Annotated in this window: 20 protein-coding genes; 9 read left to right on the plus strand and 11 right to left on the minus strand. The window is 72.6% G+C overall.

The window, feature by feature from the left end; genetic code table 11:
- Positions 1-69: 69 nt before the first annotated feature.
- The 5 genes from QC283_RS32515 (at position 70) to QC283_RS32535 (ending at position 3,341) form a co-directional block, all read left to right on the plus strand.
- A complete protein-coding gene (locus QC283_RS32515) occupies positions 70-1,080 on the plus strand; it encodes a Ppx/GppA phosphatase family protein (protein WP_279565337.1) in 1,011 nt (336 codons plus the stop codon).
- Positions 1,081-1,153: 73 nt separating this feature from the next.
- On the plus strand, positions 1,154-1,333 hold the full coding sequence (locus QC283_RS32520; protein ID WP_279565338.1) for a hypothetical protein: 180 nt from the start codon (positions 1,154-1,156) through the stop codon (positions 1,331-1,333).
- Positions 1,334-1,393: 60 nt separating this feature from the next.
- Entirely contained in the window at positions 1,394-2,425 is a 1,032-nt protein-coding gene (locus tag QC283_RS32525; RefSeq protein ID WP_279565339.1) for an iron-containing redox enzyme family protein, read from the plus strand.
- 30 nt (positions 2,426-2,455) lie between these two features.
- The gene (locus QC283_RS32530; protein ID WP_279565340.1) at positions 2,456-3,100 is read left to right on the plus strand and encodes a HemK2/MTQ2 family protein methyltransferase; all 645 of its coding nucleotides are present in this window, start codon (positions 2,456-2,458) and stop codon (positions 3,098-3,100) included.
- Positions 3,081-3,341: a CDGSH iron-sulfur domain-containing protein gene (locus QC283_RS32535; protein ID WP_279565341.1), complete on the plus strand. Its 261-nt coding sequence runs from the start codon at positions 3,081-3,083 to the stop codon at positions 3,339-3,341. Before QC283_RS32530 ends, QC283_RS32535 begins: the two co-directional genes overlap by 20 nt.
- Positions 3,342-3,514: 173 nt before the next feature.
- On the opposite strand, the gene QC283_RS32540 is transcribed toward QC283_RS32535, so the two are convergent.
- A complete protein-coding gene (locus tag QC283_RS32540) occupies positions 3,515-3,949 on the minus strand; it encodes a protease inhibitor (RefSeq protein ID WP_279565342.1) in 435 nt (144 codons plus the stop codon).
- A gap of 382 nt (positions 3,950-4,331) precedes the next feature.
- Here QC283_RS32540 and QC283_RS32545 point away from each other — a divergent pair, with 382 nt between their 5' ends.
- Positions 4,332-5,501 carry a lactate 2-monooxygenase gene (locus QC283_RS32545; protein WP_279565343.1) on the plus strand — a complete coding sequence of 390 codons (1,170 nt, stop codon included), beginning with the start codon at positions 4,332-4,334 and terminating at the stop codon, positions 5,499-5,501.
- A gap of 41 nt (positions 5,502-5,542) precedes the next feature.
- Here QC283_RS32545 and QC283_RS32550 read toward each other — a convergent pair whose 3' ends face one another.
- From QC283_RS32550 to QC283_RS32580, 6 genes are all read right to left on the minus strand, one after another.
- Positions 5,543-7,147, minus strand: a complete 1,605-nt coding sequence (locus QC283_RS32550) for an RICIN domain-containing protein (RefSeq protein WP_279565344.1) — start codon at positions 7,145-7,147, stop codon at positions 5,543-5,545.
- Positions 7,148-7,529: 382 nt separating this feature from the next.
- Positions 7,530-7,907, minus strand: coding sequence for a toxin Doc (locus tag QC283_RS32555; RefSeq protein WP_279565345.1), 378 nt, complete (start codon positions 7,905-7,907; stop codon positions 7,530-7,532).
- A gap of 3 nt (positions 7,908-7,910) precedes the next feature.
- A complete protein-coding gene (locus tag QC283_RS32560) occupies positions 7,911-8,156 on the minus strand; it encodes a hypothetical protein (protein ID WP_279565346.1) in 246 nt (81 codons plus the stop codon).
- A gap of 99 nt (positions 8,157-8,255) precedes the next feature.
- Positions 8,256-10,499, minus strand: coding sequence for a glycoside hydrolase family 9 protein (locus QC283_RS32565; protein WP_279565369.1), 2,244 nt, complete (start codon positions 10,497-10,499; stop codon positions 8,256-8,258).
- 318 nt (positions 10,500-10,817) lie between these two features.
- Positions 10,818-11,780 carry an SDR family NAD(P)-dependent oxidoreductase gene (locus QC283_RS32575; RefSeq protein ID WP_279565348.1) on the minus strand — a complete coding sequence of 321 codons (963 nt, stop codon included), beginning with the start codon at positions 11,778-11,780 and terminating at the stop codon, positions 10,818-10,820.
- A 161-nt stretch (positions 11,781-11,941) separates the two neighbouring features.
- Positions 11,942-15,031, minus strand: a complete 3,090-nt coding sequence (locus tag QC283_RS32580; RefSeq protein ID WP_279565349.1) for a glycoside hydrolase family 2 TIM barrel-domain containing protein — start codon at positions 15,029-15,031, stop codon at positions 11,942-11,944.
- A 264-nt stretch (positions 15,032-15,295) separates the two neighbouring features.
- Here QC283_RS32580 and QC283_RS32585 point away from each other — a divergent pair, with 264 nt between their 5' ends.
- Together QC283_RS32585 and QC283_RS32590 are read left to right on the plus strand one after the other, a co-directional pair.
- On the plus strand, positions 15,296-17,677 hold the full coding sequence (locus QC283_RS32585; RefSeq protein ID WP_279565350.1) for a SpoIIE family protein phosphatase: 2,382 nt from the start codon (positions 15,296-15,298) through the stop codon (positions 17,675-17,677).
- 140 nt (positions 17,678-17,817) lie between these two features.
- Complete coding sequence (locus tag QC283_RS32590) at positions 17,818-18,474, plus strand: DUF4232 domain-containing protein (protein ID WP_279565351.1); 657 nt, start codon at positions 17,818-17,820, stop codon at positions 18,472-18,474.
- Positions 18,475-18,523: 49 nt separating this feature from the next.
- On the opposite strand, the gene QC283_RS32595 is transcribed toward QC283_RS32590, so the two are convergent.
- Positions 18,524-19,492 carry an aldo/keto reductase gene (locus QC283_RS32595; protein WP_279565352.1) on the minus strand — a complete coding sequence of 323 codons (969 nt, stop codon included), beginning with the start codon at positions 19,490-19,492 and terminating at the stop codon, positions 18,524-18,526.
- 85 nt (positions 19,493-19,577) lie between these two features.
- Positions 19,578-20,012 (minus strand): nuclear transport factor 2 family protein, encoded by a 435-nt coding sequence (locus QC283_RS32600; RefSeq protein ID WP_279565353.1) that lies wholly within the window; start codon positions 20,010-20,012, stop codon positions 19,578-19,580.
- Between the two features lie 164 nt (positions 20,013-20,176).
- On the opposite strand from QC283_RS32600, the gene QC283_RS32605 reads away from it, so the two are divergent.
- Positions 20,177-20,785 carry a TetR/AcrR family transcriptional regulator gene (locus QC283_RS32605; RefSeq protein ID WP_279565370.1) on the plus strand — a complete coding sequence of 203 codons (609 nt, stop codon included), beginning with the start codon at positions 20,177-20,179 and terminating at the stop codon, positions 20,783-20,785.
- On the opposite strand, the gene QC283_RS32610 is transcribed toward QC283_RS32605, so the two are convergent.
- Together QC283_RS32610 and QC283_RS32615 are read right to left on the minus strand one after the other, a co-directional pair.
- Positions 20,760-20,960, minus strand: a complete 201-nt coding sequence (locus QC283_RS32610; RefSeq protein WP_279565354.1) for a ferredoxin — start codon at positions 20,958-20,960, stop codon at positions 20,760-20,762. The genes QC283_RS32605 and QC283_RS32610 overlap by 26 nt on opposite strands.
- A 12-nt stretch (positions 20,961-20,972) precedes the next feature.
- A complete protein-coding gene (locus QC283_RS32615; RefSeq protein WP_279565355.1) occupies positions 20,973-22,229 on the minus strand; it encodes a cytochrome P450 in 1,257 nt (418 codons plus the stop codon).
- Between the last annotated feature and the right edge of the window lie 374 nt (positions 22,230-22,603).

A 22,603-nucleotide genomic window follows, 5' to 3' on the forward strand; every position in this document is an offset into this window, starting at 1 on the left:
GCCACCCGGTTTTGGCCGTACCGCCCCGGGATCCGTTGGACCGGCGCGTAAATGGGTACCTGCGCCTTCATGCGTATCAGCGTGGTGGATGTGGGATCGAAGACGGTCCGGCTCATGGTGGCGGACGCGGAGGGCGGGGTGCCGCTGCCGGTCCACACCGCGAAGTGGCGGCTGCGGCTGTCCGAACAGGTCAGGCCGGGTGACCCGGTCCCCGAGGAGGCCGTGGAGCGGCTCGTGGAGGCGGTCGCCGACGCGAACCGGACCGCGGCCCGCTGGGGGGCGGCGGAACCACTGGCCTTCGCGACCGCCGTGGTGCGTGCCGCGCCCAACCGGCGTGAGGTACTGCGCACCGTCCGCGCCCGCACGGGCACCGCCCTGTGCACCCTGCCGGGCGAGGTGGAGGCGGAGCTGACCTTCCTCGGCGCCCGCCGCTGGATGGGCTGGCGTGCCGGACCGCTCGCCCTGCTCGACATAGGCGGCGGCTCACTGGAGATCGCCTTCGGCCGTGGCCGGCTGCCCGACTTCGTGGCCTCGCTGCCGCTGGGGGCGGCGCGGCTGACCCACGAGTTCCTCGCGGGCGGCGAGGAGGCACCGCCACCGGAACAGGTCCGGGCGCTGCGCCGCAAGGTCCGCCATCAGCTGCGGGACGTCGCGGCGCGGATCCGCTGGGAGGGGCCCCGCACCGCGGCCGCCACCTCCCGCACGTTCCAGCAGCTCGGGCGGTTGTGCGGGGCGTCGCCGGGTCGGCACGGCCCGTTCATGGAGCGGCAGCTGCGCTGCTCGGACCTCGGAGAGGCGATCGGCCGGCTGGCCGCCCTGTCCGCCGCCGAGCGGGCCCGGCTGCCCGGCATCTCCGCGCCGCGGGCGGCGCAGAGTCTGGCCGGGGCGGTGGTCGGGCACACCGCGATGAAGCTGACCGGGCTGGAAACGGTCACGCTCTGTCCCTGGGCCATCCGCGAGGGCATTCTGCTGCGCCACATCGAGGACGGGCCGTCCTGGTGGGCGGAGGTCACCCGCCGCAACGACGAGGCGGCCGTCCCGGCCCCGGTGCCCCTGCGTGTGGCGACCACGTCCAGCTGACCACGGTGGGACCGGCCGCGCCCGAGCCCTGAACATACGACCGAGCGAACGGTACGAGGAGAAGGAGACATCCGTGTCCGAGGACGGCGACCGCACCGACAAGCGGCCCGAGACCGCCATCGACGAGGTCCTGCGCGAGATCAAAGAGTCCAGGCCCCGCGACGCGGAGTCCGACGAGGGCCCGCGCCGGGGTGAGGCGGGCGACGCCACCTCGCCGAACGCCGCGGCCCAGGAGGACGCCCAGGGCGAGTGACAGGTGAGTGACTCCCCGCGGGCCGGGATGCCACCTTGGTGTCCGGGTACTCGCGACGCCATGGAGTACGACCGTGAAGGACCACAGCCGCCGACGGCCCGGGGCCCGCTCTCCGAGGCCGTCGGCGCGTATCTGCTCGGGACGGGCCCGCTGCCCGGCCCGGAGGTCGTCGCCGCCGCGCCGGCGTACGGCGACGACCTCCAGCTCGCCCTGTACCAGTGCTACGAGCTGCACTACCGGGGCTTCGCCGGTGTCTCCCCCGGCCTGGAGTGGGACCCCGGGCTGCTCCGCACCCGGGCCGCCCTGGAGCACCGTTTCCTGTCCGCGCTGCGCGCCGACACCCAGGTCCACGACAGCGTGGAGGACGCGGTCGGGGAGCTGCTCGTCGAACCGGTCGACGGAAAGGGCGTCAGCCACTTCCTGCGGGACGAGGGCGAACTGTGGCATCTGCGCGAGTACGCGGCGCAGCGCTCCCTGTACCACCTCAAGGAGGCCGACCCGCACGCCTGGGTGCTGCCGCGGCTGTGGGGGCGTGCGAAGGCGGCGATGGCGGCGGTGGAGTTCGACGAGTACGGCGGCGGCCGTCCCGACCGGGTGCACGCCCGACTGTTCGCCGACCTGATGACGGACCTGGGTCTGGACACGGCATACGGACGCCATCTCGACGCGGCGTCCGCCGAGTGCCTGGCCACGGTGAACATGATGTCCCTGTTCGGCCTGCACCGTGCCCTGCGCGGCGCTCTCGTGGGCCATTTCGCGGCGGTCGAGATCACCTCGTCGCCCGGTTCCCGGCGGCTCGCCGAGGCGATGCGCCGCACCGGCGCCGGGCCCGCCGCCGAACACTTCTACGACGAGCACGTCGAGGCGGACGCGGTGCACGAGCAGATCGTGCGGCACGAGGTGATCGACGGTCTTCTGGAGCAGGAGCCGCACCTCGCGGCGGACGTCGTCTTCGGCATCGACGCCACCGGGTACGTCGAGGAGCGCTTCGGCGCCCGGCTCCTCGCCGACTGGCGGGCCGGCCGGTCGTCCCTGCGCACACCGCTGTCCGGCCTGTCCCGCGAAGCTACAGAAACCTCTCATATTCCGTGACGGCCGGGGTACGTGGGATCCGTGAATTTCATGGTGCTACCGGGCGTCTATGCCCCTCAGGAAGACACCGCTCTGCTGGCCGGAGCGCTGTCCGACGAGTCGCTCCCACCGGGCGCGGCCGTACTCGACGTGGGGACCGGCTCGGGCGCCCTCGCCCTGGCGGCGGCGCGTCGGGGCGCCCGGGTGACCGCGGTGGACGTGTCGTGGCGCGCGGTGTGCGCGGCGCGGGTGAACGCCGCTCGGGCCGGGCTGCGGATCCGCGTCCGGCACGGCAACCTCTTCACGCCCGTACGCGGTGAGTCGTTCGACCTCGTACTGGCCAACCCGCCGTACGTACCGGCGCCGGGCGGCGGCCGCCGGCCACGCGGGGCGGCGCGGGCCTGGGACGCGGGTCACGACGGGCGGCTGGTCCTGGACCGGATCTGCCGGGAGCTGCCCGCCCTGTTGCGACCGGGCGGTGTGCTGCTGCTGGTGCAGTCCGCGCTCAGCGAACCCGAGCGGACCGTCGGGCATCTGCGCGCGGCCGGTCTGAAGGCGGCCGTGACGCGGCGGCAGCGGATCGCGTTCGGTCCCGTGGTGCGCGGCCGGGAGCCCTGGCTGCGGCAGCGCGGGCTGCTGGCGCCGGCCGACGACGAGGAGGAACTGGTGGTCGTCCGTGCCGAACTCCCCGTCTGACCCCCCACGTCCCCCCGACTCGGGCGCCCCGCGCCGGATCAAGGTCCAGCGCCGGGGGCCGCTGCTGGTGGAGGGCCCGGTGGAGGTGGAGCTGGAGGACGGGACGACGGTGTCGTCCGACCGTTTCCGGGTCGCGCTGTGCACCTGTCGCCGCAGCCGGCGCTACCCGTGGTGCGACACCAGCCACCGTGCCAGGTCGTCCGGCACCGGTGACGGTTCCGGGCCGGCGGCGAAGGGCTGACAGCCCCCTCCCGGCTGGTGGCTCCCCCGACTCCCGCGGTTGCGGGGAGGACGGCGGACGGCCCCACTCCGTCCGCCGTCCCCGGTGCGGGACCTCGCGTTCCGTACGGCGGCGCTCGCACTCCCCAGTGGCGAGCGCCGGTCACGCCGCACGGACCGGGCGGTCCCGGTCCCTCAGAACGTGAAGACGCTCGCGCTGCCCGCGTTCTTCACGCACTCGTTGGCGAAGGTGCGCTCGTAGGAGACGTGCCGGCCCTGCCAGACACCGTCGACGGTGACGACGACAGGGGCGTACTCGCGGGTGCACAGCACGCCGGAGTCGGCCGTCAGGGCGTCGAGGTCACCGCCCGCGCCGCGCAGTTCCGCGCAGGCCGACGCGGCGTCGGGGTGGGTTCCGGAGGCCGTCGGGGTACAGGTCAGGGTGACCGCGCGTACCGGTGCGGCGGTGGCAGCGCTCTCTCCGTGCCCCACGGTCAGCACGAGGGCCGAGGGGGCGTGGAGCGACGCGGGGGCGGTGGCCGGGGAGGCTAGGGAGGCCCCGGCGAGGGGCCCGCAGACGGCGGTGGCCGTCAGGCCCAGAGTCGCTGCCCAGCGCGCGGTGTTCCGCATTGTGTGCATCCTTCCGCTCGATATGAGGGTGTCGCCGGCCCGGCTCGATCGGTGCCGGAACGGCGAGCGCGAGTCTGCCGAGTCCGTCGCCGAAACACATCTCGACCCCATGGGTTTCGGTAACATTGCGTATTGAATCAGTGGCGTGAAGTCACGAGATTCGAACGTTCCAAGTCCGGAACAGGGCGGTTCTTGATCGGTTATTGCGGCTTGAACTGGCCGAATGGCGCGATCCGCACGATCACCAATCGGCCTGAAACATTCCTGAAACAGGTGGGTCTCCCCTGCCCGGCCCCTGCCTCTCCCCTGACGGCGGGGCTCGGCATACCCACGGGTATGGTGCTCGCGACGCGAGCTCGACGACGAGGGGCGGGATGCGGGGATGGCGAAGCACTGGGCGGACTTCCAGTACGAGATCTACCTGAACGGGATGACGGGCGCCGTGCCGCGGCTGCCCACGGACCTGACCCGGCTGGAGGAACTGACCGAGCGGCGCCTCGGCCCCGGCCCCGTCGGGTACGTCGCGGGCAGCGCCGGTGACGGCAGCACCGCGCGCGCCAACCGGGCGGCTCTCGACCGGCGCCGGATCGTGCCGCGCATGCTGCGGGACGTGCACGAACGCGACCTCTCCCGCGAGGTGCTGGGCCGCCCCCTGCCCGCCCCGCTGGCGCTGGCACCGGTGGGCGTCCTGTCGATCATGCATCCGGACGCGGAGCCGGCCGCCGCCCGGGCCGCGGCCGCGCAGGGCGTGCCGTACATCCTGTCCTCTGCCTCCAGCACTCCCCTGGAGCAGGTCGCCGAGGCGATGGGCGACGCCGAGCGCTGGTTCCAGCTGTACTGGCCGAAGGACCGCGAGGTGGCCCGCAGCTTCCTGGACCGGGCGAAGGCCGCCGGGTACAGCGCGCTGTTCGTCACGCTGGACACGCCCCTGCTGTCCTGGCGCCCGCGCGACCTCGACCAGGCGTACCTGCCGTTCCTGCACGGGGTGGGGACCGCCAACTACTTCTCCGACCCGGCGTTCCGGGCGGGGCTGGCGAAACCGGTGCACGAGGATCCGAACGCGGCGGTGATGCATTTCGTCGGCATGTTCTCCGATCCCGCCAAGTCCTGGCCGGATCTGGCGTTCCTGCGGGAGAACTGGGACGGCCCGATCGTCCTCAAGGGCGTCCTGCACCCGGACGACGCCCGGCTCGCCGCCGACGCCGGGATGGACGGGGTGGTGGTCTCCAACCACGGCGGCCGTCAGGTGGCCGGTTCCGTCGCGGCGGCCGACGCCCTGCCGCGTGTGGTGGAGGCGGTCGGCGACCGGCTCACCGTGCTGTTCGACAGTGGTGTGCGCACCGGCGACGACGTCTTCAAGGCGCTCGCGCTCGGCGCGCGGGCGGTGCTGCTCGGCCGCCCCTACGTCTACGGTCTGGGGCTCGACGGGCAGGCGGGCGTCGAGCACGTCATCCGCTGCCTGCTCGCCGAACTCGACCTCACGCTGGCCCTGTCCGGGCACTCCTCACCGGCCACGCCCGGCCCCGCGGACCTCGTCGAGGACCCCGCCTGACCGGGCCCCCGTGCCCCGCGCCGGGCATCAGCCGGTCCCGCTCAGCCGCCCGACAGCTCGACCCGCCGGGCGCCCGGGGCGTCGGTGCCGTCGATCGACAGGGAGCCCTCCGCCGCCGGTACCGGATCGGTCCGCCAACGCTGGCCCTCGGAACCGTCACGCACCTTCACCACGATGTCGGCGTCCGTGGTGACGGTGGTGGCGGCGAGGGCGAGCTGTTTCTGCCAGCGCGGCACCAGCTCGCCCGGTCCGGTCAGGTCGTGGCGCACGTCGTCGCCCCGCTCGGTGCCCCCGTCGGCGCACGCACCGAGAATGACGACTCCGGCGTCCGCCCGCGAGTCGAGACACAGTCCCGGGTCGGCGACGCTGCGCAGCAGCCCGTCGTCCTCGTGGGTCCACTGCTGGGTCCACGCCTCGGAGCACGCCGACAGCCGGGTGCCCGCGCCGGCCCTCGGCTCGCCCCGGACGTCGAGGCAGAGGTCCGCGGCGACGTTGCGCAGACGCGTGCGGTCGGCCGCCGTGGGCAGCCCGGCCCTACCGGGCGACTGGGGGCGGCTGGTCGCGGAGGACACGCCGTCACCGTCGACGGCACTGGTGGAGGCGGCCGGGTCGGCACCGCCGCCGTCGTACGACCACACGCTCACCACCAGCACGATCGCCATCACCGAGGCCGAGGCCGCGCCGAACTGCCTGAGCATCGACCGGCCGGGGCGTGGCCGGCCCGGGATCCGGCGTACGGGCACGGGGATCCGGGCCAGCAGCCCGGGGCGTCCGCCCCGGTGCCGGGCGGCGTCCTTGGTGAGGGTGCCCAGTGTCGCCCGCCCCGGACGGGAGTCGAGATAGCGCCGGGCACCCCAGCCGAGCACCGCTTCGGTGATCAGCGTGCCCAACTCCCCTTCGAAGTGGCTTAGTTGCTCGGCCGCGTGACGGCAGTGACGGCAGTCCACGAGGTGTTTTCGCACATCCGGCAGCAGCGCGCCGCCCCGGCGGATCGGGACGTCCAGGAGGCGGCTGTGGAAGCGGCAGTCCTGGGTGGGCGCCAACTGTCCATGGGCGTGCAGACAACCTTCGCGGAATTTCTCACGCGCTTGTTCGAGAGTGGCCGACGCGATGTCGGTATCCATGCCGAGCAGACCGGCCGGGACACTTATGGACTCCCCTTCGACTTCCGTGTGCCACAGCAAACAGCGGGCCGGTCCGGGAAGGGACGCGAATGCGCGCGCGGCCAGCGTGCGGTTTTCCGGAGTCAGGGACTTCGCCGCCCGCATACCACGCCCGCCGGCGGGTTTGAGCAGTTGCGGAAGGACGCCGGATATTTCGTCGTCGGCGGACCACTGCCGGACCGTGTCCCGTACGGCCACCAGCAGTCGCGGACGCAGGGCGGTCGCGGGCTCGCCCTGGGCCAGCCGGTCCAGGAGCCGGTGCCAGGCGGCGGCGGTCACCATGGCGGTCACCTGGGACGACGTGGCGAGGCAGATGGTGGCGTAGTCGTGGGCCGGCTGCCAGTGGCGCGCCGACAGGAGCGCGGCGGCCCGGGCGGCCTCGTCCGGGCCGCCCCTCAGCCGCGCGGCCAGGGACTCGTCGGACTCCCCGGGATCCCCGCCGGAGGGCGGGTACGCGGGCCGGGGAGGGTGGGGGGTGGGCACTGAGATGTTTCCTTCCCACGCACAGGTGACTCAGAAGGTCCGGTCGCTGAAAAGGGATTCCCGATTGGTGTATACCTTTTGGCGCGGTGCGGGGGAGCGGGAATTCGCCAAGGCGAAATCCGACCTGGTTCGTCAAGGCGCGTGCGAGACCCGGCCTTTACCCCCCGCACGGGTGCTTCACTCTCGCACAAACCGCTCATGGTCAACAAGGCGACCGGGCAACCTCGGCCCCATGTGAAAGTTGGTCAGGATCCGCGGCAACTCATGCGGCTCGCACCGGCTTTCGACTTTCCGCACGCGCTCCGTGTCCGTGTCCGTGTCCGTGCCCGTGCCCGTGCCCGTGTGGAACACGGGCACGCGCCGGCGCGTCGCGCCCGGGGTTTCAGAGCTGCCAGGAACGCAGCCGGTCGGCCGCGCCGTAGACGTCGGCCCCGCCGGACATCAGGTCGCGCGCGAGGTCGACGAGTGCGCCGTAGGGCGGGTCGATGCCGACGCCGCTGGCGTACATGTAGGCGACGGCCGTCGCGCAGGCGAAGCGGGCGTTGGCGGCGGGCAGCGGCCTGAGCACGGCGAGGGTGTGCAGCAGGGCGGCGGCCCGCCAGGCCGGGTCGGAGTTCACGCCGAGGCGGGGCGGGTCGACGCGGTGCCGGGCCACGGCGGCGACCAGCGCGGAGAAGTCGTTGACGGTGGGCTGCTCCGGCAGCACTTCCTCGTGGCGCTGGAGCAGCCAGGGCACATCGATGTGCAGGACCGGCGCCATGGGTCAGGCGGCCCGCCCCTCGCCCTGGACGGGCGGTTCGTCATCGGGAAAGGCGGCCGCGAACTCGTCGGCGTGGGCCGAGAAGAACCGGCGGAAGGCCTCCGCCCCCTCCTGCAACGCCCGGTGCCGGGCTATGTCGGCGGCGGCGGCCTCCCGCACGAGCGCCTTCATCGACGTACCGCGCTCCTTGGCGATCTGCCGCAGGTCCTCAAGCTCGCGGTCGCTGAACTCCACGTTCAGAGCTGGCATGCCTCCCACGGTACCGCGCGGGTACTGACCCGTAAATACTCGCAGGTCGGAGCAGCGTTACGGCGGTACCGCGGGAGGCGGGCGGGACGGTTGCGCGGGTCAGCCCTGGTCGGCCACGAACGAGGCCATCCGGGCCAGCGCGGCGTTCCAGTTGATGGTGTGCTCGTTGGTCGACCAGGACTGGATGTCGTCGATGAAGCAGAACTGGGCGACACAGCCCTGGAGTTTGCTCTGTGCGAAGGGATCCTGGATGTTCGAGTTCGGACCGCCGGACAGGGTGCCGTCGGGCGGCGCCGGCAGCGTCGGGTCGAGCTGCTTGGCGTACCAGCGGCTGTGCTGGTTGTGGGCGTTGACCTCACCGTAGCCGGTGACGTACGACATGTTCAGCGCGTTGCGGCCCAGGATGTAGTCCATGCTCTGGAGCGCGCCGTCACGGTACTTCGAGCCGCCGGTGATGTCGTAGGCGCTGGCGAGGACGACCGCGTTGTTCAGCATCTGGTGGCTGGAGCCCCAGTCGTAGACGTTGTCCTCGGGGGCGTAGGGCATGCCGTAGGGGTGCGCCTTGAGCGTGGCCAGGTACCGGTCGGCGCCCTGGACGACGGAGCGGCGTACCTTGTCCCTGCCGGGGAGCCGGTTCGGCACGGTCGCGAGGTCCAGGCGGGCCGCCGCGGCGGTGCGCGCCCAGTCGAAGCCGAGCGGGCCGAAGATGTCGGCGGTGTGGACCCGGGAGTTCAGCACGTACTCCTTGAAGTCCCGCTCCCCCGTCGTCAGGTACAACTCGGCCGCCGCCCAGTAGAACTCGTCCTCGACCTGGCTGTCCGGGTAGGCCCCGCCGCCGATGCCGTCGCTCTCGTCGGCGAGCACGTCCGGGTGGGCCAGGGCCGCCGCCCAGGCCTCGCGGGCCGCGTCGAGCGCCTTCGCGGCGAACTCCCGGTCGTAGGGGCGGTAGAGGCGGGCCGCCTGCGCCGCCGTCGCCGCCAGGTTGAGGGTGGCCGCGGTGGTCGGCGGGTGCAGTTCGCGCTTCTGCGGGTCGTCGCTGGGCAGCAGCGGCAGCCCGGTCCACGCCTCGTCGTGGATCTTGTGGTGGGCCATGCCGGCCAGCGGCTGCCCGTTCGGCACCTGCATCTTCAGCAGGAAGTCCAGCTCCCAGCGCACCTCGTCGAGGATGTCCGGCACCTTGTTCCCGCTCTCCGGGATGTCGAGCGTGCCGTCCCCGAGCTTCGACGGCTCCCCGGTGCGGGCGTGCAGCGAGCGCTCGTAGGTGCTGAGCAGCTCCCAGGTGGAGATGCCGCCGTTGACGACGTACTTGCCGTGGTCGCCGGCGTCGTACCAGCCGCCGGAGACGTCGAGGCTGTAGTCGCACACGCCCGGCTGGCAGGGCACCTCGGTGTCGCCCTGGTTGGGTGCCACGCCCACGTGTCCGGCGGGGCGGCCGTAGCCCGGGCGCAGCTCGTCGCTGATCGGGGTGCCGCTGCGCTGCGTGTAGTAGTACTTCGCGGAGTCGGTGCGCAGCTTCTCGTAGGCGGCCGTGCCGATGTCGAACGGGCGGCTGGTCTCCCCGTCGGCGACCAGGGTGTAGCCCTCGCCGCGCTTCTTGTGGCGGCCGAAGTCGATCGAGTGGACGTTCTGCCCGGAGGAGACGTCGACGCCGCGCGGCTTGCTCCAGCCGTGGGCGACGACCCGGCCGCGGTCGTTCTTCAGCTGCCAGCGCAGGCGCGTGGTCTCGTCGGTGACGAGGGTGGCGTTCTTCGGGCCGGACGGCAGGTAACCGACCTGGTTCACCCGGACCCGCGGCCCGGTGTCCGGCACGTACGGCTCGGGTGCCACGCCGCCGAGCAGGGACACGTCGTCCACGCAGAACCGCCAGGCGTCGGGCGTGCCGCCGAGCTGGAAGCCGACCTGGCCCTGGGTGGTGTCGACGGGTGAGGTGAAGGTGTAGGAGTAGGTGTTGCCGGAGACACTCAGCTGCGGGCTGACCTCGTGGTACGTGTCGTACGGGGACACGGACAGGCCCACGATCGCCCGGACCACGTGGTCGGCGGGCGTGCCGGTCGCGGAGAAGGAGAACCTGTACGACTCCCCCGCGACGAGGGTGATGTCGTTCTGGCCGACGGCCGCGTCCCAGCGGTTGGTGGTGCCGCCGGGGGCGTCGGCGCACAGCCGGCCGTCGGACACGGCGGCGGTGACGTTGCTGCTCGTCCACCAGGAGTCGGTGCCGTTGTCGAAGGTGCCGTTCTTGACCTGCTCGGTCTCCTCGGCTCCGGCCGGGGATGCGGGCAGCGCGGTGACGGCGGCCGCCAGCAAGGCCGTCAGGGAGACGAGGGCGGTTCTGCGTCGTGTCAGGCGTCGTGTCACGTGCGGACTCCTCGGGGGAGGCGGCGCTCACTCCTATGGGAGCGCTCCCAAATGCGGTCGCAGGACATGCTTGTGGGAGACATGACACCCCGTCAACGGTCTGGACGAGACTGGGCAGCCGAGACGCCTCCGGCCGGGACGTCCCGCTGCACGTCATCACCGAGACCGCATGCCACGCCGGACGTCTCGACGCCGCACGAGAACCTCTCTACGGCCGACGATGGATGGTTCTGACCTGAAGCACGGGCACGACGGCATCCGCGCACGCCCGCTCCTCGAACGCGTCCACGTTGATCGGCAGGCTCTTCAGGTCGCCGCCGCGAAAGCGTCGACGCCCGTGAGGTCGGCCGACAGTGCCCACAGGCGCGCGGCTTGCCCGGGGTCGGTCGCGTGTGCGTGCACGCCGCCTTCCGAGCCGTCGCCGGCCGGTTCGGCGATGTCGCAGTCCTCGCAGTACACGCCGCCCATGCCTGCCAGCTGGGGGGAGGTCGCGGCCCACACCTGCGTCGCCGCGCCCTGCCCGGGCGTCTTGAAGGTGGGATCGGTCGGGTTGCCGTTCTCGTCGATCCAGCCCGCGTCGACCATCTCCGCCTTGGCGAGGTGGCGCTGCAACGGGGTGAGGATGCTGCCCGGGTGCACGGCGAACGCTCTGACTCCGGCGTCGCGGCCGAGCGCGTCGAGCTGCACGGCGAACAGCACGTTCGCCGCCTTGGCCTGCCCGTAGGCCTGCCATCTGTCGTAGCCGTGCTCGAACTGCACGTCGTCCCAGCGCACGCCGGTGATGCCGTGGGCGCCGGAGGAGACGGCGACCACGCGTGCGCCACCGGGGGCGATCGCCGGCCAGAGATGGTTGACCAGCGCGTAGTGGCCGAGGTGGTTGGTGGCGAACTGCGCCTCCCACCCCGGGCCGACCCGCGTCTCGGGGCAGGCCATGACCCCGGCGTTGTTGATCACGATGTCGACCGTGCGCCCCGAGGCCAGGAACCGCTCGGCGAAACCGCGGACGCTTTCGAGGTCGGACAGGTCGAGGTCGTCGGTCTCGACACCGTCGATGCCCTCGACAGCCTCCTGAGCGGCCGACCGCCGCCGGGCGGGGACCACGACGCGGGCTCCGGCACCCGCCAGGGCGCGGGTCGTCTCCAGACCGAGTCCCGAGTAGCCACCGGTGACGATCGCCGTGCTGCCGGACAGGTCGGTCCCGCTCAGGACGTCGTCCGCGGTGCTCCGGGCGCCGAAGCCCGATCCGATCTTGTGTTGAGGTGTCGTCATGGCGGAGAGGCTAGATGCTGGACCGCGCTCCAAGGCAAGGGCCGGTGGCGAACGTCCGGGCCCGGCCCTTGCGCCGTGCTGGATCACCACCATCACCGACGGGATGGCGGTGATCCGGCACGCCCTGCTCGACATCGCGCGCACGCACGACCTCGCCCTCCTCAGACGGCGGGCGCCTCCAGCCGGCTGATGCGCAGCGCTCCCTCCGCCTCGTCGGGGTGGCGGCTGGTCATCGTCAGGCGGACGCGGGAGCCGCGTACCGCGTCGAAGGTGATGACGGTCGGCGCGTCCGACTCGGTGGCCCAGTCGGTCCGCGTTCCCTCGGCCGCGCGCCAGGCGCGGCCGTCCCAGACGGCGACCTCGACCATGGCGGGCAGGGTGTGGGCGGCGTCGACGGTGAAGGAGACCTCGATCCGGTCGTAGGCGCGCCGGCGGCCGTGGTCGACCGAGACCCAGTCCTCGGCGCGGGCCCCGTCGAAGGCGGGCAGCAGTGCGGTGGCCGCCTTGTGGAAGCCGTTGGACCACCCGGTCGCCGGGTCGCCGTCGAGCATGGCGGCGGGGAGTGTGTCGGGGCGGCCGGAGTAGCTCGCGTCCGCGTGCGGGAGGTCCACGGGCGCCGGGTGCTCGGGCCGGAACTCCGGGGCCGGTGTGGTGGCGCGGGACTCGGCGCGGCGGGCGCGCACGGTCGCCGTGTCCGTACGCAGCCCGTCCGCGCGGGCCGTCACCCGCACCGTGCCCGGCCGGGTGCCGGACCGCACGATGGCGAGGGCCTTGCCGTGGAAGGCGGTGCGGGTACTGGCCTGGTAACGCTCGGCGCTCTCCTGGCGGCCGTTGTCCACTCCGGCCAGGGAGCCGCCCGCGACGTCGAAGGAGATCAGGTGCTCGGCGCCGGGCACCACGACCCCGCGCCGGTCGACCACCTCGGCGGTCACGAAGACCAGGGAGCGGCCGTCGGCGGCGACGCTCTCCCGGTCCGGGGTGAGGCGTACGGCGTGCGGTGCCCCGGCGGTGCGCAGGACGTCGGTGGCCACCGCCCTGCCGTCCCGCCGGGCGACCGCCTTGAGCTCGCCCGCCTCGAAGGGCACCTTCCAGGTCAGGTGGAGCTTGCCCGCACTACCGTTGGGGCTGGTGTAACTGCCGGGGTAGGGGCCGTCGGTGAAGGTCTTGTCGTCGCCGGTGGCCTCGGTGGTCTCCAGGTACGTACGGCCGTCGACGGTCTTCTTCGTGTCGAACGTGCGGGTGCCGAGGGACCTGCCGTTCAGGAACAGTTCGATGGTGTCGACATTGGCGTACGCCCAGACCTCGACCGTGTCGCCCTCGCGGTGGTTCCAGGTCGTCGGCAGCAGGTGGACCATCGGCTCGTCCGTCCACTGGCTCCGGAAAAGGTGGTACATGTCCTTCGGGAAGCCGGCGGTGTCGACCGCGCCGAAGAAGGACGCCTTCACCGGGAAGACGTCGTACGGCGTCGGCTCGCCGATGTAGTCGATGCCTGACCACAGGAACTGCCCGGCGAACCACCTCCGGTCCCGGTCCTTCTTGTGGCCGTACTCGCCGCTCATGGTCCACGAGGCGAGGTTGTTGTCGTAGGACGAGGTGGCGCGCTTGCCGGGTGTCTGGTTCTCGCCGGTGTTCAGGTGCTGCGGCTCCTGGTAGGTGCCCCGCGTGGAGGTCTCGGACGAGGACTCGGACTCGAAGAGGAACAGGTGCGGGTAGGCCGCGTGCAGGTCGTCCACCGACTTGGCGGTGTTGTAGTTGAGGCCGAGGCCGTCCAGCTTGGCCAGCATCAGGTCGGCCGCGGAGCCCTTGGCCGGCATCCGGCGGTACTTGTCGGAACCGATGACGAGCGGTCGGGTGTCGTCGGCGGCGCGGATGGCGTCGATGATCCGGTCGGCCATGGCGAGTCCGGCGGTGGAGGTGGAGTCGGGGACCTCGTTGCCGATGGACCACACGACCACGGCGGGCGAGTTGCGGGCCGCGAGCACCATCTCGGTGGCGTCCCGCTCGCCCCACTCGTCGAAGAACCGGCCGTAGTCGTGGCTGTTCTTGCCGGTGCGCCAGCAGTCGAAGGCCTCCACCAGCATGATGATGCCCATCTCCTCGCAGACCTCGATCATCTCGGGCGCGGGCGGGTTGTGGGAGGTGCGGAAGGCGTTGACGCCCATCGACTTCATGATGGTCATCTGGCGCCGGATCGCGTCGATGCTGACGGCGGCGCCGAGCGCGCCGAGGTCGTGGTGCAGGTCGACGCCCTTGATCTTGGCGTGGGCGCCGTTGAGGTGGAAGCCCTCGACGGGGTCGACGTGGAAGGTGCGGATGCCGAACGGGGTGCGGTAGGTGTCGACGGTCCTGCCGCCGACGCGCAGTTCGGTGTGCAGGGTGTAGCGGTGCGGGGTCGCGAAGTCCCACATCCGGGGGCGGGTGACGGTGAGTTCGTGGGTCTCGCTCGCCTCGTCGGTGACGTCCGCCGTGGAGGCGGCGCGGGCCACGGTGCGTCCGTCGGCGTCCTTGACCGTCGAGCGGATCTCGACCTCGCGCGCGGTGCCCGAGGCGTTCACGACCGAGGTCCGCACGCGGACGACGGCGCGCTCGTCGCTGACCCGCGGGGTGGTGACGTACGTGCCCCAGCGCCGTACGTGCACCGGTTCGGTGACGACGAGGCGGGCCTCGCGGTAGATGCCGCTGCCGGAGTACCAGCGGCTGCTCGGCAGCCGGTTGCGCACCTGGACCGCGAGGATGTTCTCGGTGCGGCCGTCGGTGTGCACCAGGTCGGTGAGGTCGAGGGCGAAGCCCGTGTAGCCGTAGGGGTGGCGGCCGGCCTCCTGGCCGTTGCAGTGGACGCGGGCGTCCATGTAGACACCGTCGAACTCGACCGAGATCCGCTTGCCGGCGAGGGCGGGCGGCAGGGTGAAGGCGAGGCGGTACCAGCCGAGTCCGCCCGGCAGGAAGCCGGTTCCGCTGGTGGTGCCGTGCTCCGTGGTGGGCGTCTGCTCGATGCTCCAGTCGTGCGGGACGGCGACCTCGCGCCACTGCGAGTCGTCGTACGCGGGGTCGGCGGCGTCGGTGGGGTCTTCGGCCGCTCCGTCGGGGTCGACCAGCCAGAACCGCCAGCCGTCGCGCAGGGCGACGGTGTCGCGGCCCGCCCCGCTCCCCGTGGTGTCCGCGGCCCACGCCGACGAGGCGCCGCCCAGCACCGCCCCGGCCGCCGGCGTGGCGGCGGTGGCGATCAGAACCGATCTGCGCGTGACCGTCATGGCGGATCTCCCTCATCAAGCTCATCAAGGCTCAGAAGTACTCACAACTGATCGTGAACAAACAGATTCTGACGTCGCGCCACACGCGGTCGTCAAGACCACGGAAAGCACTTTCTGCCCCGGGCGGCCCGGCCGATCGGTGTCCCGTGCGTCGGCCGCGCGGTCGCGGGCCCGGTGGTTCGGGTCCGCGCGGATCCCGGACGCACTAGGCTGGGGGCAGGTGACGCGCTGTTCACTGTGGGTGTGCGCAATGGAGTGGCGACGATGAGTCCGGTCAACCCGTTCGACGATGCCGCCACGGCCCGCGCAGTCGTCGACGACTCCGGCACCCTGCGGGAGTGGAACGAGGGCGCCCGACTGCTGCTGGGCCACCCCGCCGCCGACGTCGTGGGGCGCCCCGCCGCGGGGCTGCTGGCCGACGGCGGCGACGGCACGCGCCCCGGGCCCGGCGACGGCCGCTGGAGCGGCACCCTGGCGCTGCGGCACCGCGACGGGCACACCGTGTCCGTGTGGGTGCTCGCCCACCACAGACCGTCGCGGGACGGCCGCCCGGGCACATGGCTCGCCGTCGCCCCGCCGGTCCCCGGTCCCGACCGTGCGGACGACCCGTTGGTCAGAGCGGCCCTCACCCAGTCCCCCTGCGCCACCATGATCTTCGACGACCGGCTCCGGCTGCGCGGGGTCAACGACGTCATGGCGCGGCTCCTCGGTCTCCCGGCGGACCGCGTCCGCGGTCTGCGGCCCACCGACATGGGCAGCAAGCGGCAGAACACGGAGTTCGAACAGCACATGCGGCAGGTGCTCGCCACCGGCCGTCACTACGACATGCACACCCACCTCAAGGCCACCGGCGAGAGCCGCGCCCACGCGTGGCACGCCCGAATCGCACCCCTCACCGACGCCGACGGGCAGGTGCGCGGCGTCTGCGTGAGCGCCCACGACTTCACGGAGCAGCACCTCTCCCGGGAGCGCCTGCAACTGGTCAACGAGGCCAGCGTGCGCATCGGCACCACCCTCGACGTCACCCGCACCGCCCAGGAGCTGGCGGACGTGTGCGTCCCCACGCTCGCCGACTTCGTGAGCGTCGACCTGCTGGACCCGCAGGAGCACGGCGACGAGCCCGCCGCCGCGCCGGCCCCGCCGGTGGGTCTGCGCCGCGCGGCCCACCAGTCGGTCAACCCGGGCTGCCCGGAGGCGGTGGCCGAGCCGGGCCGACTGGACGTCTATCCGGCCGGATCGCCCCAGGCCGAGTGTCTGGTCGCCGGGCGCGCGATCGTGGCCGCGGTGCCCAGCGGCGACCTGGAACGGTGGCGGGAGTGGGACCCCGTGCGCGTCCGGCGGGTGGAGGAGTACGGCATCCACTCCACGATGTCCGTGCCGCTCCAGGCCCGCGGTACGACTCTCGGCGTCGCGGTCTTCACCCGGTTCCGGCGACCGTACCCCTTCACGGACGACGACCGGCTGCTGGCCGAGGAGGTCTCCGCCCGTGCCGCCGTCTGCATCGACAACGCCCGCCGCTACTCCCGCGAGCGCGAGACGACACTGACCCTGCAGCGCAGTCTGCTCCCCCGGTGGCTGCCGCCCACCGCCGCGGTGGAGGCCGCCTCCCGCTATCTCCCGGCGGCCCGCTCCGGGGTCGGGGGCGACTGGTTCGACGTCATCCCGCTGTCCGGGATGCGGGTCGCCATGGTCGTCGGGGACGTCGTCGGCCACGGCATCCAGGCCTCGGCCACCATGGGCCGGCTGCGCACCGCCGTCCGCACCCTCGCCGACATCGACCTGACGCCCGACGAACTGCTCACCCACCTCGACGACCTGGTCGTCCGGCTGTCCGAGGAGTCCGGCGACGACGGCGCGGGCGAGGTCGGCGCCACCTGCCTGTACGCCGTGTACGACCCGGTGTCGCGGCGCTGTTCCCTGGCCCGGGCCGGGCATCCGTCGCCCGTCCTGGTCCCGCCCGACGGTCCGCCCCAGCAGCTCGGGCTGCCCTCGGGGCCCCCGCTGGGCGTGGGCGGGCTGCCGTTCGAGTCCGCCGAGCTGGAGCTGCGCGAGGGCAGCGTGCTGGCGTTCTACACCGACGGGCTGGTCGAGAGCCGTGACCGGGAAGCCGACGCCGGTCAGGCGCTGCTGCGCGAGGCCCTGACGGCCCGCGCCGACTCCCTGGACACGACCTGCGACCGGGTGCTGCGCGCCCTCCTCCCGCCGGACGGCGGCGCCGCCGACGACGCCGCCCTGCTGCTGGCCCGCACCCGGGGGCTGCCCGCCGGCCAGGTCGCCACCTGGGACATCCCGGCCGATCCGTCACTGGTCGCCCCCGTCCGCAAGCAGGTCGTCGAACAGCTGTCCGCCTGGGCCCTGCTGGAGGCGTCCTTCACCGCCGAGCTGGTGGTGAGCGAGCTGGTCACCAACGCCATCCGGTACGGCTCCTCACCCATCCGGCTGCGGCTGATCCACGACACGGCCACGCTGATCTGCGAGGTCTCCGACACCAGCCACACCGCGCCGCATCTGCGCCGGGCCAAGACCTGGGACGAGGGCGGCCGCGGTCTGCTGCTGGTGGCCCAGCTCACCCAGCGCTGGGGCAGCCGGCACACGACCGAGGGCAAGACGATCTGGGCGGAACTGGCGCTGCTCGACGAGGAGTGAGCCCCCGTCTTCCGCAGTGCGCCCCCGCACCCCTCGTTTCCCGGTCCACGCGGCGGGACACTCGAAGGCACAGGGCGTACGGCACGGCCGCCACACGCGGCGGGCCGTACGCGGGAAGCTGACGGGAGTGTGGAGAAGCGATGGCGAACACGTCCCAGCCCGTACGCCGTACGGCCTTGCTCGCGAGCGCGGTCGCGCTGCTCGGCCTGGTGGGCGCCTGCGGCAGCGAGAGCAGCACGTCGAGCGCCCCACAGCCCACCAAGGTCCCTCGCACGACCAGCGCGGACACCGGTGCCGCCACCCGCGCCCCCACCGTGCCGGCGGCCACCACCGCGCCCGGTGACACCGCCGGATCGGCCTCCGCCTCCGCCCGTACCGACGGCCGCTGCCACACCTCCGAACTGCGCGCGGCCGTCGGCCGCGTCGACCCGGGGGCCGGGCAGCGGAACTTCCCCGTGGTGCTGACCAACACCTCCGACCGCACCTGCACCCTGTACGGCTATCCGGGCGCCGCCTTCGTGGACGCGTCCGGCAAGCAGTTGGGCCCGGACCCCGAACGCGCTCCCGCCTCCCTGGAGACTCTCCGGCTGGCACCGGGGAAGAGCGCGTGGGCGGGGCTGTCCTTCTCCAGCCCGCAGATCAGTGGCGCCCGTACCGCCACTCCGGCGGCGCTGCTCGTCACTCCGCCGGACGAGCACGACCCGCTCAAGGTGGCGTGGACGGCCGGTGAGGTGCCGGTGGGCGGCGGCGAGTCGTCGGTGTCCGTCACCGCTTTGGCCGCCGGAACGGGCCCGTGAGGCGCACGCCGGCCCGGCCCCCGAGGCGTCATGTCCGCGATCCGTACGGTCAGTGCCCGGCGATCGGGTGCGGCGCGTAGGGCCGCTCCAGCTCCTCGATCTCCTTCTCACTGAGCGTCAGCTCGACCGCCGCCACGGCGTCCTCGATGTGCCGCGGCTTCGACGCGCCGATGATCGGCGCGGTCACCGTGTCCTGGTGCAGCAGCCAGGCGAGGGCCACCTGGGCGCGCGGGACGCCGCGGTCGCCGGCGATGCGGGTGACGGCTTCGACCACGGCACGGTCACCGTCCTGATAAAGGGTGCTGCCGAAGTTGTCGGTGGCGCTGCGCTCGGTGGCGGTGTCCCAGTCCCGGGTGAGACGGCCGCGGGCGAGCGGGCTCCAGGGCAGCACACCGACACCCTGGTCCGCGCAGAGGGGCAGCATCTCGCGCTCCTCCTCGCGGTAGACGAGGTTGTAGTGGTTCTGCATGGACACGAACTTCGTCCAGCCGTGCCGTTCGGCGGTGTACTGGGCCTTGGAGAACTGCCAGGCGTACATCGAACTGGCCCCGACATAACGGACCTTGCCCGCCTTCACCAGGTCGTGCAGGGCCTCCATCGTCTCCTCGACGGGCGTGTGCGGGTCGTAGCGGTGGATCTGGTAGAGGTCGACGTAGTCGGTGCCCAGGCGCCGCAGGCTGTGGTCGATCTCGGTCATGATCGCCTTGCGGGACAGTCCGCCGCCATTGGGCCCGGGCCGCATCCTGCCGTGCACCTTGGTCGCCAGCACGATGTCGTCCCGGTTGGCGAAGTCGGCGAGCGCCTTGCCGACGATCTCCTCGCTGGTGCCGTCGGAGTAGACGTTGGCCGTGTCGAAGAAGGTGATGCCCGCCTCCAGCGCCTGCCGGATCAGCGGACGCGAGGCCTCCTCGTCGAGGGTCCACTCGTGCGTGCCGCGGTCGGGAACGCCGTAGGTCATGCAGCCCAGGCAGATCCGTGACACGTCCAGGCCCGTCGAACCGAGCTTCACGTACCGCATCGTTGCTGCTCCTGTCTTCGGGATCATCCGTACCAGTGGGAGCGTACGTCTTCGTACGGACGCGTCTCGCCGGGGCACCGGGTCGCTACCGAACGGGCCGCGGGCCGTGGATACGGCGGTCCGTCTCCTCGATGCGTACGTCGTTGATGCTCGCCTCCCGCCGGGTCATCAGGCCGTGCGCGTCGAACTCCCAGAGTTCGTTGCCGTAGGAGCGCCACCACTGGCCGTCGGCGTCGCGGGACTCGTACCGGAAGCGGACGGCGATGCGGTCGCCGTCGAAGGCCCACAGGTCCTTGCGCAGGGCGTACTCGTGCTCGCGCGCCCACTTGGCGGTCAGGAACTCGACGATGGCGGCGCGGCCCGAGAGGAAGGTGTCGCGGTTGCGCCAGACCGAGTCCTCCGAGTAGGCGAGCGCGACCTTGTGCGGATCGCGGGTGTTCCACGCGTCCTCGGCGGCCTGGACCTTCCGGGCGGCGGTTTCACGGGTGAACGGCGGCAGGGGCGGTCGGTCGGTCGTCATGACGGAACCTCCGTGCGGAGAAGCGGAGAAGCGGAGAAGCGGGGAGACGGGGAAGCGGGGAGACGGAGAAACGGGCGGAGAACGAGCGTTCTCCATGACGGCTGCTACCGTAGGAGAACGTGCGTTCTCGCGTCAAGGAACGCGTCGGGGAAGGTGGGGTCTTCATGGACGGCGAGGTCGCCCGCGAGCGGGCCCTGGACGCGGCGGAGCGGCTCTTCTACGGGCGGGGCGTCCGGGCCGTCGGCATGGACGACGTCCGCGGCGACTCCGGTGTCTCGCTCAAACGCCTCTACCAGCTCTTCCCGGCCAAGGAGCAGCTCGTGGTGGCCTGTCTGGAGCGGCGCGACGTGCGCTGGCGGGGGCAGCTGGCGGAGTACGTCGACCGCTACGAGGAGCCCGGCCGCCGGATCCTGGCGGTGTTCGACTGGCTCGGGCAGTGGTTCGCCGAGCCGGACTTCCGCGGGTGTGCCTGGATCAACGCGTACGGCGAGCTGGGGGCCACGTCTCCCCCGGTGGCCGACCGGGTACGGGCGCACAAGAGGGCGTTCCGTGAGTTCCTCGACGGCCTGGCGACCGGGGCGGGACTGCCCGCCGCGACGGGCGGGCAGCTGTTCCTGCTGGCCGAGGGTGCCATGGTGACGGCGGGTGTCACGGGCGGTACGGCGCCCGCGCGCCAGGCACGTGAGGCGGCGCGGGTGCTGCTGGGCGCCGCCGGGGCGGGGGACTTCGCGGCCGACGCCGCCGGTGTCAGCCCACCGTCTGCGACACCGTGACGGCGCCGACCGGGCAGGCGCGGGCCGCCTCCCGTACCAGTGGGCTGCCGCCGCCGTCCTCCCGGCCGGGCCGGACCGTGCTGTAGCCGTCGTCGTCCTGGGTGAACACGTCCGGGGCGGTCAGGGCGCACTGGCCCGCGCCGATGCAGGTGTCCTTGTCGATGCCGATGTGCATGTAAGGAGCCTCCTACCAGGCCACGGGGAGTTCCAGCATTCCCTGGATCGTGTCGCCGGGTTTGAACGGGATCTCCCCCGCGGGGGCGGCCAGGCGCAGCGTGGGCAGCCTCTCGAAGAGGGTGCCGAGCGCGATCTCCAGCTCGGCGCGGGCCAGGTTCTGGCCGAGGCACTGGTGGATGCCGAAACCGAAGGCGACGTGGTGGCGGGCCGGGCGGTGCCAGTCGAGGGCGTCCGGGTCGGGGTAGACGGTCTCGTCGCGGTTGATGACGGAGGTCGAGAAGACGACCCCGTCGCCGGCCCGGATGGTCTGCCCGTCCACGTCGATGTCCTCGGTGGCAAGCCGCAGCAGCCCGTCCGCGATGGACAGGACGCGCATCAGCTCCTCGACCGCGCCGGGCAGCAGTGCGGGGTCCTCGCGCAGCTCGGCCAGGCGCCGGGGATCATCCAGGAGGGCGAAGGTGCCGAGCGAGATCATGTTGGCGGTCGTCTCGTGCCCCGCGACCAGCAGGATGACCGCCATCGCGACCAGCTGTTCCCGGTCGATGGCCCCCTCGCTCAGCCGGTGCCGGACCAGGTCGTCCAGCAGGCCCTCGCCGGGCGCCTTCCGCTTGCGGTCGATCAGGTCGCCCAGATACTCCTCCAGTCGGCTCCGGGCGTCCTGGATGTCGGCGGCTGACGGGCCGCGCAGCAGCCTGCGGGACTGTTCCTCGAAGAAGTCGTGGTCGGCGTAGGGGACGCCGAGCAGCGCGCAGATCACCATCGAGGGCACGGGCAGCGCGAAGGCCGTCACCAGATCGGCGGGCGGGCCCTGCTCGATCATCGCGTCGAGCCGTTCGTCGACGATCCGCCGGATGCGCGGACGCAGGGCGGCCGCGCGTTTGAGGGTGAACTCGGGGAGCACCATCCTGCGCTGGGTGCGGTGTTCGGGATCGTCGACACCGAGCAGCGCGGTCCTGCGGTCGCGTACCGCGGCCAGACGCGCCGAGGTGGCGGGAAAGCCGTCCCTGGTGCGGTCGGTGGACAGCCGTTGGTCGGCCAGCAGCCTGCGGGCGGCGGTGTGTCCGGTCACCAGCCAGGCCGGGCGGCCGTCGAAAAGGGTGATCCGGGCCAGCGGCCGGGCGGCGCGCAGCGGGTCGTAGCCGGCGGGCGGGTGGTAGGGACAGGTGCGGTCCTGCGGGAAGGCGACGGGTCGCGTCGTGTCCCTGTCCGTCGTCGTGTCGGTGTCCGTCGTCGTGTCGGTGTCCGTCGTCGTGTCGGTGTCCGTCATGGAAGACCTCGCAGACGAAGAGTGCGTCGTGCCGATCTTCATTAGATGCCCCGGGCATCTACGCGGCGACGTGAAGTTCGGCCAGATCGGTGGCGGGGGCGAAGTGGCCGGGGATCGCCGCCTCCCCCTTGGGCGGTGGTCGCCCGCGCCACGGCGGGGCTGTCCTCGTACACGTGGTGCCGGACGACGGGACCGTCCCGCACGGTCGGGTGCGGGGGCGGACGTGGCCCGATAGGGCCGCCGGGTGGCCGCGGCGGCCTGCCGGATCTCGCCGAGCGGCACGGCGTCCTCGCCGTCGACCGGGTTCCACTCGGTCCGGTCGGTGGCAGCGGGGTGGTCGCGCTGTGGTGCCGGGGCCGGCGGGTGGGATGAGG

This window comes from Streptomyces sp. DH41, assembly GCF_029813785.1.
GTDB lineage: Bacteria > Actinomycetota > Actinomycetes > Streptomycetales > Streptomycetaceae > Streptomyces.

Bases quoted from the DNA above. Each gene is read 5' to 3' on its own strand.
- QC283_RS32555 (WP_279565345.1), bottom strand. From the start codon at position 7,907: ATGGCGCCGGTCCTGCACATCGATGTGCCCTGGCTGCTCCAGCGCCAC.
- QC283_RS32530 (WP_279565340.1), top strand. From the start codon at position 2,456: ATGGTGCTACCGGGCGTCTATGCCCCTCAGGAAGACACCGCTCTGCTG.
- QC283_RS32525 (WP_279565339.1), top strand. From the start codon at position 1,394: ATGGAGTACGACCGTGAAGGACCACAGCCGCCGACGGCCCGGGGCCCG.
- QC283_RS32605 (WP_279565370.1), top strand. From the start codon at position 20,177: ATGGACGGCGAGGTCGCCCGCGAGCGGGCCCTGGACGCGGCGGAGCGG.
- QC283_RS32560 (WP_279565346.1), bottom strand. From the start codon at position 8,156: ATGCCAGCTCTGAACGTGGAGTTCAGCGACCGCGAGCTTGAGGACCTG.
- QC283_RS32600 (WP_279565353.1), bottom strand. From the start codon at position 20,012: ATGACGACCGACCGACCGCCCCTGCCGCCGTTCACCCGTGAAACCGCC.
- QC283_RS32595 (WP_279565352.1), bottom strand. From the start codon at position 19,492: ATGCGGTACGTGAAGCTCGGTTCGACGGGCCTGGACGTGTCACGGATC.
- QC283_RS32610 (WP_279565354.1), bottom strand. From the start codon at position 20,960: ATGCACATCGGCATCGACAAGGACACCTGCATCGGCGCGGGCCAGTGC.
- QC283_RS32575 (WP_279565348.1), bottom strand. From the start codon at position 11,780: ATGACGACACCTCAACACAAGATCGGATCGGGCTTCGGCGCCCGGAGC.
- QC283_RS32585 (WP_279565350.1), top strand. From the start codon at position 15,296: ATGAGTCCGGTCAACCCGTTCGACGATGCCGCCACGGCCCGCGCAGTC.
- QC283_RS32515 (WP_279565337.1), top strand. From the start codon at position 70: ATGCGTATCAGCGTGGTGGATGTGGGATCGAAGACGGTCCGGCTCATG.
- QC283_RS32590 (WP_279565351.1), top strand. From the start codon at position 17,818: ATGGCGAACACGTCCCAGCCCGTACGCCGTACGGCCTTGCTCGCGAGC.
- QC283_RS32545 (WP_279565343.1), top strand. From the start codon at position 4,332: ATGGCGAAGCACTGGGCGGACTTCCAGTACGAGATCTACCTGAACGGG.
- QC283_RS32615 (WP_279565355.1), bottom strand. From the start codon at position 22,229: ATGACGGACACCGACACGACGACGGACACCGACACGACGACGGACACC.
- QC283_RS32540 (WP_279565342.1), bottom strand. From the start codon at position 3,949: ATGCGGAACACCGCGCGCTGGGCAGCGACTCTGGGCCTGACGGCCACC.
- QC283_RS32580 (WP_279565349.1), bottom strand. From the start codon at position 15,031: ATGACGGTCACGCGCAGATCGGTTCTGATCGCCACCGCCGCCACGCCG.